Source organism: Serratia sp. LACPHL-BACT-2024-00286, from assembly GCF_043109535.1.
Lineage (GTDB): Bacteria > Pseudomonadota > Gammaproteobacteria > Enterobacterales > Enterobacteriaceae > Serratia > Serratia sarumanii.
The window spans coordinates 343,278-356,532 of sequence record NZ_JBICNA010000003.1; the positions used below are offsets into that span (position 1 = coordinate 343,278).

The window sequence follows — 13,255 nt, forward strand, 5'->3', positions numbered from 1 at the left end:
AGCGTGCCGCGGCGCTGAAGGTTATTTCTGCGCCTGCCGATCCGCCGCCAAAATAAAGGCGTACTCCAGCGCGCCGTTTTCCAGCCGCGCCAGGCGGCCCGATTTGCCGCCGTGGCCGGCGGTCATGTCGGTGGAGAGCAGCAGCAGCGAATCGCCCTGCTTGAAGCGCCGCAGCTTCGCCACCCATTTGGCCGGCTCCCAATACTGCACCTGCGAGTCGTACAAGCCGCTGGTAACCAGCAGGTTCGGGTAACGCTGCTTGCGCACGTTGTCGTACGGGCTGTAGGACTTCATCAGCGCATAGGCGGCCGGCTGGTGCGGGTTGCCCCACTCCTCGTACTCCCCGGTGGTGAGCGGAATGCTGTCGTCCAGCATGGTGGTCACCACGTCGACGAACGGCACCTGCGCCACCACCGCGTTGTACAGCTGCGGCGCCTGATTGATCACCGCACCCATCAGCAAGCCGCCGGCGCTGCCGCCCATGGCGTAGATGCGCCCCGGCTGGCCGTAGCCGTCTTTGATCAGCGCCTGGGTGGCGTCGATGAAGTCGTTGAAGCTGTTCGGTTTGTGCGTCAGCTTGCCCTGCTTGTACCAGCTCTGCCCCAGCTCCCCGCCGCCGCGCACGTGGATCAGCGTATAGACGAAGCCGCGATCCAGCAGGCTGATGCGGTTGGCGCTGAACGCCGGATCCATGCTCATGCCGTAAGCACCGTAGCCGTACACCAGCAGCGGGTTATGCCCGTTTTTGAACAGCGATGTGCGGTACACCAGCGAGACCGGCACCTTCACGCCGTCGCGCGCCGTTACCCAGATGCGCTCGCTGTGATACAGGCTCGGATCGACGCCTTTCACCTCCTGCTGCTTCAGCAGGGTGCGCTCGCCCTTGTTCAGATCCCACTCATAGGTGCGGGTCGGCGTGGTCATCGCCGAATAGCCGTAGCGCAACCGATCGCTGTCCGGCTCGGGGTTATAGCCCAGCCAGGCCATGTAGCTGGCGTCGTCGAACGGGATGGCGCGCTCGGTTTTGCCGTCCCAGCTGATTTGCCGCAGCTGCACCAGCCCGTTGGCGCGCTCCTGCACCACCAGCCAGTCGCGGAACAGGCTGAAGCTCTCCACCTCGTGCTGCGCCTGCGGCGCGATCAGCGTCTGCCAAGGCTTGCCCGCCGCCGCCGTGCGGTACAGGCCAAAGTTCGGATCCTGATGGTTGGAACGCAGATAGAACTCGCCGCGGTAGTGATCGAGATAGTACTCGCGGCCGTTCTGCCGGGCGGCGAACAGCTGCGGCTCGCGCTGCGGCTGGTTGGCGTCGATCAGGCGCACTTCGGAGGTGGTGTTGCCGCTGATGGTCAGAATCAGGTAATCGCGCGAGGACGAGCGCCCGAGGCTGAGGTAGAACGCCGGATCGTTTTCCTGGTACACCAGCTTATCTTCCGCCGTCGGCGTACCGTACTGATGGCGATAAACCTGGTATGGCAACAGCGTTTGCGGGTGGTTGCGCACGTAGAACAGGGTTTGGTTGTCGTTGGCCCACACCATGTTGCCGGAGGTGTTTTCCAGCGTTTCCGGCGACCAGCGTTCGCTGCCTATCTCGCGCAGGGAGATGCGGTATTGGCGGCGGCCCTGCAGATCTTCGGCCACCGCCAGCCGGCGGTTGTCCTGGCTGACGTCCATCGCCCCCAAGCGATAGTAGGCGTGGCCGGCCGCGCGCTGATTGGCGTCCAGCAAGGTTTGCCACGGCGCGTCGGCGGTCAGCGCCTGGCGCTGATACCGCGCGAAATCTTTACCGGCGGTGTAGCTTTCCTGATAGCGATAGCCGTTGAGCTGATACGGCACCGAACGATCGTCAGGGTTCATGCGGCCCAGCATCTCCTGATACAGCGTGGCGCGCAGCTTCTGGTACGGCGCCATCATCTGCTCGGTGTAGCGGTTCTCCGCCTTCAGGTAGTCCAGCACCTTCTGCTCTTTTCGGCTGTCGTCGCGCAGCCAGTAGTAATCGTCGGTGCGCGTCTCGCCGTGGGCGGTCAGCGCTTTCGGCGCGCGTTCCGCCAACGGCGGCTGCGGTTGCGCCAGCGCGGCGCCGGCGACGCCTAAAGAAAGCCAGAGCGCGGCCGCGATGCGACGGCGCGGGGTGGATAACAGCGGATTCATAATCCCTCACGAAGTTTGAAAAGGCGGACGACGGCGATACGGCGCCTGCGGGCATTAACGGCGGGCATTCAGCTCCGCCAGATTGAAATCGATCGGCATCGTCACCCTGACGGCCCCCTGCTGCAGCATCTCCGGCGGCGGCGGCGGCAACGGCTGAGCGCGCGACACCACCGCTACCGCTTCCCGATCCAGCGACGCAGTGCCGGAGCGCACCAGCAGCGTAACGTTCGAGACCCGCCCCTGCGCGTCGACGCTGAAACTGACCTGCGGCATGCCGCTGCGCCGGCGGCTGCGGGCATCCAAAGGGTAATCCTTGATGCGGTTCAGTTTGCCTTTCACCAGGCTCTCCCACGACAGTATTGCCTGCGCGTTGCTGTTGGCGTCGCTGTTGATCGGTGCGGCGGTCTGGTGAGAGAGCGTCTGCGCCTGCGGCGCGGCGGCGCTGGACGCGGCGGCGTTGCGCGTCTCTTTGGCCTGTTCCTGCGGCTTAGGCTGCGGCTGCGTTTTTTGCGGGGGGCGGCGTTCGGCGCGCTTCTTCTCCGCCGTCACGATTTTCGCTTTCTCGGCGCGCGCCAGCTTGGGCAGATCCGGCTGTTGCTGCTGCTCCGCCGGCTGCGCCGCAGCGGATTCCGCCTGCTGCACGCCCAGCGGCAGCGGCTTGCTTTCCGGCGCTTCAATCTGCGCCGCCCAGTTCATCATCACCGCCGGCGGTGGCAACACCACCGGCTCCAGCGCCGTCTGCGGCCAGTAAAACAGCAGCACCAACGCCGCGTGCGCCGCCAGAGCGAGCAGCAGGCCGCGCGCCCAGCGCGGCTGCGGCAGTTCAAAGGCCGGGAGGGAGTATGACTGACTTAACATAGGGGCATTAGCTTGCTTAATTGCGAATGATTGCAGATCACATTTACTAATGATAATCATTTGCAACTATAATTAACACCCCTTTTCACTCTCTTAACGTATTCATTTCACTGATGGTGTGATCCACAGGTAGTCTGCGGTGTTCGCATCGACCTGTACGCCCGGCTCCGCCAGCATCAGCACCGTCAGCGCCGCCGCCGGTTGCAGATCCCGCACGTGCAGCGGCACCCCCACCGATTTGGCGGCGTGATAGCCACCGGCGATCAACAGCGCGGGCGTGGGCGCCGCCAGCAGGCGCTCAGCCATGCGCCGGTCGCGCTGCTGCTGGATCGCCAGCATCGCACGCAACTGGTCGGCCTCAATCTTGCCGCCGTGCGAAGTGCGGATGGTCTCTTCCAGCGCCTTGCGCACCGCCGGCTGCGCCGATAGCTGCCCCGCCGGGAATTGCGGCTGCTGATAGAACGCCGTAATCTCGCTGCGATCCAGGTTGGCCGACCACAGCGGATAAGGCGCGCGCATCGCCGCCATCGTCACTCCGCCATACAGCTCCCACTTCCAGCCCGGCTGCCAGGCGATCAGCTCCGCTACGCGGCCGTCGCGCACCGTCGGATCGCTCTGCAACCACTGCTTGACCTTGTCGACCTGCGCCTGTTGGTTCGGGTTGATCATCTCCATCAGCACGCTGCCCTGCGGCCGCCGCTGCGGCAGCTGCTGCACCAGCCATTGCTCAATCTGATGGTGGTAAGGATTGTCATGTTTCTCACCCAGGATCACCCGCGGCTGCTGCGCCAATCGCGTCAACAGCTGCTCCGGCGTCAGGGTCGCGCCGCTGTGCAGATCGGTGATGCTCCCCAAACTCGCAACGTCGTTGGCCGGCGCCTTCACCGGCGCCTGGCTGCAGGCGCCGAGCGCCAACGCCGCCAATAAAATCAGGTATCTCATCATGTTGCCCCATTATCGAAAATGGCGACATTATAGATAATAATTATCATTTGCATATAGATCCGGTTTAACGATTTTTTTACGCGGCGATCGCCGGCTGTGCATTGCGTTGAAAAAGCATTGCGGGTATAACCAATAGCCATTCAGATATTTAGACGTCTATACGGATAGATTATTATGCAACCATCGGCACCCGCCGCAGGACAGTTCAAACGCAGCATGAAGGCCCGGCACCTGGTGATGCTGTCGCTGGGCGGCGTGATCGGCACCGGGCTGTTTTTCAACACCGGCTACATCATCTCCACCACCGGGGCGCTCGGCACGCTGCTGGCCTACCTGATCGGCGCGCTGGTGGTGTATCTGGTGATGCTGTGCCTGGGCGAGCTGTCGGTGGCGATGCCGGAAACCGGCGCTTTTCACGTCTATGCTTCGCGCTATTTGGGGCCGGCCACCGGCTATACCGTCGCCTGGCTGTATTGGCTCACCTGGACGGTGGCGCTCGGCTCCAGCCTGACCGCCGCCGGATTCTGCATGCAGTACTGGTTCCCGCAGTCGCCAGTGTGGCTGTGGTGTTTGATCTTCTGCGTGGCCATTTTCCTGCTTAACGTGGTGACCACCCGCTTTTTCGCCGAAAGCGAATTCTGGTTTTCGCTGATCAAAGTGGTGACCATTCTGGCGTTTATCATTCTGGGCGGCGCCGCCATGTTCGGCCTGCTGCCGATGAAAGACGGTACCCCGGCGCCGTTCCTGCATAACCTGACCGCTTCCGGCTGGCTGCCGCACGGCACGCTGCCGATCCTGATGACCATGGTGGCGGTGAACTTCGCCTTCTCCGGCACGGAACTGATCGGCATCGCCGCCGGCGAAACCGAGAACCCGGAAAAAGTCGTGCCGCTGGCGATCCGCACTACGGTGATCCGCCTGATGCTGTTCTTTATCGGCACGGTCTTCGTGCTGGCGGCGTTGATCCCGATGGATCAGGCGGGGATCGTCAAAAGCCCGTTCGTGCTGGTGTTTGAACGCATCGGCGTGCCTTACGCCGCCGATATCTTCAACTTCGTGATCCTGACCGCCATCCTGTCGGCGGCCAACTCCGGCCTGTACGCCTCGGGGCGCATGCTGTGGTCGCTAGCCCACCAGCGCACCCTGCCGGCCTACTTTGCGCGCGTCAATACGCGCGGCATTCCGATCAACGCCCTGACCTTCAGCATGCTCGGCGGCGTGCTGGCGCTGCTGACCAGCGTGATCGCGCCGGACACGGTGTTTGTCGCCCTGTCGGCGATCTCCGGTTTTGCGGTGGTGGCGGTGTGGCTGAGCATCTGCGCGGCCCACTATGCTTTCCGCCGCGCCTACCTGCGCAGCGGCCAGCCGATAAGCGGCCTGAAATACCGCGCGCCCGGCTACCCATTGACGCCGCTCCTCGGCTTTGCGCTGTGCCTGCTGGCCTGCATCGGGCTGGCGTTCGATCCGGAGCAGCGCATTGCGCTCTACTGTGGGCTGCCGTTCGTCGCCCTGTGCTACCTCACCTATTTCCTGACCCGGCGCGCCGGGCAAAAAACCGCTTTGGGAGAACAACATGTCGGTTAACAACCCCGTCGCCCGCCTGCTGGCCGAACATCCTACGCTGATCCTGGACGGCGCGCTGGCCACCGAGCTGGAAGCGCGCGGCTGCGATCTGACCGATCCGCTGTGGTCGGCCAAGGTGCTGATTGAAAATCCCGAGCTTATCTATCAGGTGCATCTCGATTATTTCAACGCCGGCGCCCAATGCGCCATCACCGCCAGCTATCAGGCCACGCCGCAGGGCTTCTTGCGCCGCGACCTGGATCAGGAGCAATCGCTGGCGCTGATCGCCAAAAGCGTGCAACTGGCGCAGCGGGCGCGCCGCGATTATCTGGCCGCGCACCCGCAGGCGGCACCGCTGCTGATCGCCGGTTCGGTGGGCCCGTACGGCGCCTATCTGGCCGACGGCTCGGAATACCGCGGCGATTACCGGCTGGCGCAGGATGACATGATGGCCTTCCACCGCCCGCGCATCGCCGCCCTGGCGGCCGCCGGCGTCGATCTGCTGGCCTGCGAAACGCTGCCGTCGTTCGCCGAACTGCAGGCGCTGCTGACGCTGCTGCAGGAATTCCCGACGCTCGGCGCCTGGTTCGCCTTTACCCTGCGCGGCAGTCAACATCTCAGCGACGGTACGCCGCTGACGGAGGTCCTGTCCGCGCTGCGCGGCAACCCGCAGGTGTTGGCCATCGGCATCAACTGCATCGCGCTGGACAAGGTCGCCCCGGCGCTGCGTCAACTGAACGCGCTGGCCGACAAGCCGCTGCTGGTTTACCCGAACTCCGGCGAGCACTACGATGCGGTGAGCAAAACCTGGCACGCCTGCGGCGGCGAGCACGGCAGCCTGGCCGATCAGGCGACGGAGTGGCGCGCGCTCGGCGCACAATTGATCGGCGGCTGTTGCCGCACCACCCCGCAGGATATCCGCGCCATCGCTGCACGCTGCAAGGCATAAAAAAAGCCCCCGGCGCCAACGGCGCAGGGGGCCAGTCACTCAACCCGGGCTTACAGCGGCTGGGTCTGGGCTTCCACCACCGCCAGCGCCACCATGTTGACGATGCGGCGCACCGAGGCGATCGGCGTCAGGATGTGTACCGGCTTGGCGACCCCCATCAGCACCGGCCCGACGGTCACCCCTTCCGAGCAGGAGACGCGCAGCAGGTTGTAGCTGATGCGCGCCGCTTCCATGTTCGGCATGATCAGCAGGTTGGCCGAGCCTTTCAGCGGGCTGTCCGGCATCAGATCGTGACGGATGCTTTCCACCAGCGCGGCGTCGCCGTGCATTTCGCCGTCGATCTCCAGCTCTGGCGCCAGCTCGTTCACCAGCTCCAGCGTTTTGCGCATCTTGCGCGCCGCCGGGCAGTCGGAAGAGCCGAAGCTGGAGTGAGACAGCAGCGCCACCTTCGGCTCGATGCCGAAGCGGCGCACGGTTTCCGCCGCCATCAGGGTGATCTCCGCCAGCTGTTCCGGGGTCGGATCGTCGTTGACGTAGGTGTCGGCGATAAAGGTGTTGCCGCTCGGCAGCAGCAGCGCGTTCATCGCGCCGGCGACGTGCGCGCCTTCACGGAAGCCGAACACGTTCTTCACCACGTCGTAATGCTCGTGGTAGCTGCCGATGGTGCCGCAGATCATCGCGTCCGCTTCGCCGCGGTGCAGCATGATGGCGGCGATCAGCGTCGGGTTGCCGATCACCGCGCGGCGCGCCTGTTCCTGCGAGACGCCGCGGCGTTTCATGATCTGGTAGTACTCGCCCCAGTATTCGTTAAAGCGCGGATCCGACTCGTTGTTTACCACTTCGAAATCCTTGCCCGGCGTCAGCTGCAGACCCAGCTTTTTCAGACGCATCTCGATCACGCTCGGGCGGCCGACCAGGATCGGGAAGGCCAGCCCCTGTGACACCAGTTCCTGCGTGGCGTGCAGCACGCGCTCTTCCTCGCCTTCCGCCAGCACCACCCGCTTCACCTCTTTGCGCGCCTGCGAGAAGATCGGCTTCATGAACAGGTTGGTTTTGTAGACGAACTCCGCCAGCTTCTCGACGTAAGCGTCGAAGTCTTCGATCGGGCGCGTCGCCACGCCGGAGTCCATCGCCGCCTTGGCTACCGCCGGCGCGATCTTGACGATCAGGCGCGGATCGAACGGTTTCGGGATGATGTATTCCGGCCCGAAGGAGAGATCCTGATCGTCATAGGCGGAAGCCACCACGTCGCTCTGCTCCGCCAGCGCCAGATCGGCGATGGCGTGCACGCAGGCCAGCTTCATCTCTTCGTTGATGGTGGTCGCGCCCACGTCCAGCGCGCCGCGGAAGATGAACGGGAAGCACAGGACGTTGTTCACCTGGTTCGGGTAATCGGAACGGCCGGTACAGATGATGGCGTCCGGGCGCACCGCTTTGGCCAGCGGCGGCAGAATTTCCGGTTCCGGGTTGGCCAGCGCCATGATCAGCGGATCGCGCGCCATGGTTTTCACCATATCCTGCGTCAAGACGCCCGGGCCGGAGCAGCCGAGGAAGATGTCGGCGTTCGGGATGGCGTCGCCCAGCGTGCGCTGGCCGTTATCCTCGATGGCGTAGGCGGCTTTGGTCTGCTCCATATTGGCGTCGCGGCCTTTATAGATGACGCCCTTGGAGTCGCAAACGGTGATGTTCTGTTGCCGCAGCCCCAGCGCCACCAGCAGGTTCAGGCAGGCGATGGAGGCCGCGCCGGCGCCGGACACCACCAGGCGTACGTCGGAGATATTCTTCTTCACCACGCGCAGGCCGTTGAGCACCGCCGCAGTGGTAATGATCGCCGTGCCGTGCTGGTCGTCGTGGAACACCGGGATCTTCATGCGCTCGCGCAGTTTCTGTTCGATATAGAAACACTCCGGCGCCTTAATGTCTTCCAGGTTGATGCCGCCGAAGGTCGGTTCCAGCGCGGCGATAATGTCGATTAATTTGTCAGGGTTATGCTCATCCACTTCGATATCAAACACATCGATACCGGAAAACTTCTTGAACAAAACGCCCTTGCCTTCCATCACCGGCTTACCGGCCAACGCGCCGATATTGCCCAGACCCAGTACCGCCGTGCCGTTGGAAATCACCGCCACCAGATTGCCGCGCGCGGTGTATTTGTAGGCCGCCAGCGGATCTTCGGCGATCTCGAGGCAAGGCGCGGCGACGCCCGGCGAATAGGCCAACGCCAGATCGCGCTGGGTCGCCAACGGTTTGGTGGGGGAAACCTGGATCTTCCCTGGGACAGGAAACTGATGGAAATCAAGGGCACTCTGTTTGAGCTGTTCGTCCATTATGGATTCCTTTGTTTTTTGCTTTTATGTTGAGGTAAGGCTTTGAGGCTGCGCCCTGCCGTGGGCCGTGGCGCCCAAGTACAATGACAGGGCGCAGCCTTGAAGTATAGTGAGAGAAACATCACAAACTTTGAAGCGCGCCATAACCTTGGCCGAAAGACCGTTTTAAAAGTAAAAAAAGGATCGCGAGACGAGTCGAAGAAGCGCCGCCGTCAGCGTGGCGGCAGCGTGGCGCGCCAGGCGTTGAGCGTCTCCACCTGGCCGGCGCAAATGTGTAACGAGGTTTGTAACGCCAGGGTATAGCTTACCGCATCGCCCCAGGTCCCCCCTTGAAGCCGCGGTTGCTCACAGGGCGCGAACACCGATTCAGGGGGCAACAGCGGCACGGCCTGCGGCGCCGGCGGCCGGGCGCAGGAGCTCAAGCACAGCGCCAGGCAGAGGCTGAGCGGCGCAGGGATCGTTTTTAATCGCTTCACGGTATTTCCTCTGATAAGCCTCGTGTTGTTGGCGCAGCTGCCGTTCCTGCCGCTGCTGCGCCGCCATCAGCGCGCGGTTTTGCGCATCCTGGGTCTGCAGGGTGGCGATCAGCCCGGCCTGCTGCGCCAGGCTTTTCTGTAGCTCCGCCGCCTGTTGGCGCGCGGACGCCAACTGGTGCGACAGCAGCGAGCTGTAGCCGCCGAGGCAGATGGCCGCCAGCAACAGCAGCAGCAACCCGCCCTGCATCAGTTTTTGCAACCAGCCGCTCATGCCGGATAGTCCCGGAACGCCAACTGGAAGTGCGGGCCATCCTTGAGGGTTTTCCACTCGCCGCCCCATTCGACGTTGACCCCGCATTCACGCGCCGCGCGCCGCACCGCCACCGCAATCTGCGCGTAGTAATCCCACTCCCAGGAGACCACACCCGCCGGCATCGCCACCACGTCCACCGCGTGGCCGGTCAGATGGCGGCTGCGCAGCGTTTGGCTGCTGCCGGCGCGCACCATTTCCCGTTGGCGCGCCATGCTGCGCAGCCCCTCGCTGACGGAAAACGGCACCAGCGAATAACGCAGCGCCAGACGAATAACGCGCACCAGATCCGGGTGCACGCCGCGCAGGTTCTCTTCGCTGCGGGCGGTAAAACGAATCTCTTCGATGTCATTTAACATTTTTAAACCCCGTCTTTTTGCCGATGAACTTTTTAATTAAGGCGTTGATGTAATCTGCCCCCATAAAGCCAATCAGTACGCTGGCCAAATTCGCCCACTTTAATTCCAGGCCCATCAGCGCCAGCGCATCGCGCACCGTCCAGGCCAATAACGCGCACATCGCCGCATTCAATAAACGGCGCCGAATGCCCACGTTGCGGTAAGCGCCGTGCAATAGCGCCATGACGCCGGCCAAAATGGCGTTTAATACCGGCTGAAGATATTCACATACTCGCTGGACTATTAAGCCAACAGCGTCAGGCTCTATGCTGGACATAGCTCATCTCCTTTTTTATTTTTAATTAAATGCCAATCACGGCCGGTGGGACATCGGATAATCAGAATCTAGTTAAGGATGCTATTACAAAGCAAATGAATAAATACAGGCCCTATGGTCGAATTCATTCATGCTGAGCGCTGGCACAACGCATAAGCGCCAATGTTGACGGCAATGAATAAAATTTCATTGTTATCGTGATTTATTTCGACTTTCGTTTTCACGAAAAATAAACATTAATGGCTGCGGGAAATATGTCCCATTTTAAAAACATCCACTCTGGAGAAATACCATGTCCACACGCAAAGCCGTTATTGGGTATTATTTTATTCCGACCAACCAAATCAATAATTACACCGAGTCCGATACGTCCGTCGTGCCGTTCCCGGTTTCCAACATCACGCCGGCCAAAGCCAAACAGCTGACGCACATCAACTTCTCGTTCCTGGATATCAACAGCAACCTGGAATGCGCCTGGGATCCGGCCACCAACGATGCCAAGGCGCGCGATGTGGTCAACCGCCTGACCGCGCTCAAGGCGCACAATCCCAGCCTGCGCATCATGTTCTCCATCGGCGGTTGGTACTACTCCAACGATCTGGGCGTGTCGCACGCCAACTACGTCAACGCGGTGAAAACCCCGGCCTCGCGCACCAAGTTTGCCCAATCCTGCGTGCGCATCATGAAGGATTACGGCTTCGACGGCGTGGATATCGACTGGGAGTACCCGCAAGCATCAGAAGTGGACGGTTTCATCGCCGCGCTGCAAGAGATCCGCACCCTGCTGAATCAGCAAACCGTCGCCGACGGCCGCCAGGCGCTGCCGTATCAGTTGACTATCGCCGGCGCCGGCGGCGCCTTCTTCCTGTCGCGCTATTACAGCAAGCTGGCGCAGATCGTCGCGCCGCTCGATTACATCAACCTGATGACCTACGATCTGGCCGGCCCCTGGGAGAAGATCACCAACCACCAGGCGGCGCTGTTCGGCGACGCGGCCGGGCCGACCTTCTACAACGCGCTGCGCGAAGCCAATCTGGGCTGGAGCTGGGAAGAGCTGACCCGCGCCTTCCCCAGCCCGTTCAGCCTGACGGTCGACGCCGCGGTGCAGCAACACCTGATGATGGAAGGCGTGCCAAGCGCCAAGATCGTGATGGGCGTCCCCTTCTACGGCCGCGCCTTCAAGGGCGTCAGCGGCAGCAACGGCGGCCAGTACAGCAGCCACAGCACGCCGGGCGAAGATCCGTATCCGGGCACCGATTACTGGCTGGTGGGCTGCGAAGAGTGCGTGCGCGACAAGGATCCGCGCATCGCCTCCTATCGCCAGCTGGAGCAGATGCTGCAGGGCAACTACGGCTATCAGCGGTTGTGGAACGACAAGACCAAAACCCCTTACCTGTATCATGCGCAGAACGGGCTGTTCGTCACCTATGACGATGCCGAAAGCTTCAAATACAAAGCGAAGTACATCAAGCAGCAGCAGCTGGGCGGCGTGATGTTCTGGCATCTGGGGCAAGACAACCGCAACGGCGATCTGCTGGCCGCGCTGGATCGCTATTTCAACGCCGCGGACTACGACGACAGCCAGCTGGATATGGGCACCGGCCTGCGTTACACCGGCGTCGGCCCCGGCAACCTGCCGATCATGACCGCGCCGGCCTACGTGCCGGGCACCACTTACGCGCAGGGCGCGCTGGTGTCCTATCAGGGTTACGTCTGGCAGACCAAATGGGGTTACATCACCTCGGCGCCCGGTTCCGACAGCGCCTGGCTGAAGGTGGGCCGCGTAGCGTAAACCATAAAAAAACCCCGTAGCCGAGCGCTGCGGGGTTTTCATTGAGTTAACCGTTTGATTTTCGCGTCCCTTCGTCTCTATTCCTTCAGTTGTGGCACCAAGGATAGCCGCCATCCCGCACCACTTCGCGGCCCATCAGGCTGTAAACATCGCTTTTGCGCGTCAGCCGCTCATGCCACCAGTTAAACCCGGCGCCCTTGCTGGCCGGATGCCACGCCAGCCAAATCATTTCGTCGCCCTTTTGCATCTCCACCGGCACCGTCACCAGTTCGCCGCTGGCCAGTTCCTTTTCGATCAGCGACGGCGGCAGAAAAGCGTGGCCGATGCCGCGTTTGAGCAGCGCCAGGTTGCTTTCCACGTCGCACACCACCAGTTGGCGCTGCAAAGGCAACGTGCCGTGATTGCGTTTGGGCAGTTCATGGCTGCTGTCGGCGATCGCAACCACGATGTCGTTCAAGCGCTGCTTCTTGCACACCGGCTTTTTCTGCGCCGCGAACGGATGCGAGGGCGACACGCACAGCACAAAGTTGAGCTTGCCAAGCATCAGGGTTTTGGCCTGTACGCTGTCGGGGATTTGGCCGATGGCGATGATCAGATCCGCCCGGTTGTTCTTCAGCGCATCCCAGGTGCCGTTCAGCGCTTCCCGCTGCACCGAGATATTGGCGTTCGGGCAATGCTGAATATAGTCGCGGATATCCTGTGTCAGGGTTTCCAACGGGAAGAAGGTGTCCACCGCCAGGCGGATATTATTGTCCAGCTTGGGGATGTTTCTTACCCGGCTTTCCAGATCCTGCACCGCATTTAATATCCAGCTGCCCTCCTGCAGGAGAAATTCCCCTTCATCCGTCAGGGTAATCATGGGGCCATTGCGATGAAAAAGTTTCACGCAGAGTTTGCTTTCAATATTGGAAACCCGATAAGAGATTGCCGAAGGCGTTTTATGCAGCGCCTCCGCCGCCATAGAGAAAGAGCCGGTGCTCTTAATGGTGCTGATTATTTTAATCGCGTCCAGGGATAATCTAGTCATACAAATTCCTCTTTAAAATAAAACAAGAAAAATGACACTAAATTCCCAAGGTGGTGGCGCACAAAAATCGATCAAATCGAACAAGGATACTCAAGGCAACAAGCAATATACTTCATAAATGAGAGCGCTATCTTAAATACTATTCATCACGACCTGATATAAAATTCATCATAGCGCTCTAT

The 13,255-nt window shown here is 61.5% G+C and carries 11 protein-coding genes; 3 read left to right on the forward strand and 8 right to left on the reverse strand.

The genetic code is table 11. The features are described 5' to 3' along the window. Nucleotides 1-21 precede the first annotated feature (21 nt). From ACF8MC_RS11365 to ACF8MC_RS11375, 3 genes are all read right to left on the reverse strand, one after another. Nucleotides 22-2,148, reverse strand: a complete 2,127-nt coding sequence (locus ACF8MC_RS11365) for a S9 family peptidase (protein ID WP_164105179.1) — start codon at nt 2,146-2,148, stop codon at nt 22-24. Between the two features lie 54 nt (nt 2,149-2,202). Further along, entirely contained in the window at nt 2,203-3,006 is an 804-nt protein-coding gene (locus tag ACF8MC_RS11370; protein ID WP_103772943.1) for a TonB family protein, read from the reverse strand. Nucleotides 3,007-3,108: 102 nt separating this feature from the next. Then, nucleotides 3,109-3,948 (reverse strand): ChaN family lipoprotein, encoded by an 840-nt coding sequence (locus ACF8MC_RS11375; RefSeq protein WP_041038076.1) that lies wholly within the window; start codon nt 3,946-3,948, stop codon nt 3,109-3,111. Nucleotides 3,949-4,125: 177 nt separating this feature from the next. On the opposite strand from ACF8MC_RS11375, the gene mmuP reads away from it, so the two are divergent. Both mmuP and mmuM read left to right on the forward strand, forming a co-directional pair. Further along, nucleotides 4,126-5,535, forward strand: coding sequence for an S-methylmethionine permease (mmuP, locus tag ACF8MC_RS11380; protein ID WP_060427452.1), 1,410 nt, complete (start codon nt 4,126-4,128; stop codon nt 5,533-5,535). Then, the gene (mmuM, locus tag ACF8MC_RS11385) at nt 5,525-6,463 is read left to right on the forward strand and encodes a homocysteine S-methyltransferase (protein WP_060422072.1); all 939 of its coding nucleotides are present in this window, start codon (nt 5,525-5,527) and stop codon (nt 6,461-6,463) included. The genes mmuP and mmuM overlap by 11 nt, the downstream gene beginning before the upstream one ends. Nucleotides 6,464-6,513: 50 nt before the next feature. On the opposite strand, the gene maeB is transcribed toward mmuM, so the two are convergent. The 4 genes from maeB to ACF8MC_RS11405 all read right to left on the reverse strand — a co-directional run bounded on the left by maeB (nt 6,514) and on the right by ACF8MC_RS11405 (nt 10,254). Next, nucleotides 6,514-8,793: an NADP-dependent oxaloacetate-decarboxylating malate dehydrogenase gene (maeB, locus tag ACF8MC_RS11390; RefSeq protein WP_033635475.1), complete on the reverse strand. Its 2,280-nt coding sequence runs from the start codon at nt 8,791-8,793 to the stop codon at nt 6,514-6,516. A gap of 366 nt (nt 8,794-9,159) precedes the next feature. Further along, nucleotides 9,160-9,540, reverse strand: coding sequence for a DUF2570 family protein (locus tag ACF8MC_RS11395; RefSeq protein WP_033635477.1), 381 nt, complete (start codon nt 9,538-9,540; stop codon nt 9,160-9,162). Beyond that, a complete protein-coding gene (locus ACF8MC_RS11400; RefSeq protein ID WP_033635478.1) occupies nt 9,537-9,938 on the reverse strand; it encodes a M15 family metallopeptidase in 402 nt (133 codons plus the stop codon). Before ACF8MC_RS11400 ends, ACF8MC_RS11395 begins: the two co-directional genes overlap by 4 nt. Then, entirely contained in the window at nt 9,928-10,254 is a 327-nt protein-coding gene (locus ACF8MC_RS11405; RefSeq protein WP_004936551.1) for a phage holin, lambda family, read from the reverse strand. Before ACF8MC_RS11405 ends, ACF8MC_RS11400 begins: the two co-directional genes overlap by 11 nt. A 292-nt stretch (nt 10,255-10,546) precedes the next feature. Here ACF8MC_RS11405 and ACF8MC_RS11410 point away from each other — a divergent pair, with 292 nt between their 5' ends. Further along, nucleotides 10,547-12,046, forward strand: coding sequence for a glycosyl hydrolase family 18 protein (locus tag ACF8MC_RS11410; RefSeq protein ID WP_033655002.1), 1,500 nt, complete (start codon nt 10,547-10,549; stop codon nt 12,044-12,046). 85 nt (nt 12,047-12,131) lie between these two features. On the opposite strand, the gene ACF8MC_RS11415 is transcribed toward ACF8MC_RS11410, so the two are convergent. Further along, nucleotides 12,132-13,073, reverse strand: coding sequence for a LysR family transcriptional regulator (locus tag ACF8MC_RS11415; RefSeq protein WP_033635481.1), 942 nt, complete (start codon nt 13,071-13,073; stop codon nt 12,132-12,134). Between the last annotated feature and the right edge of the window lie 182 nt (nt 13,074-13,255).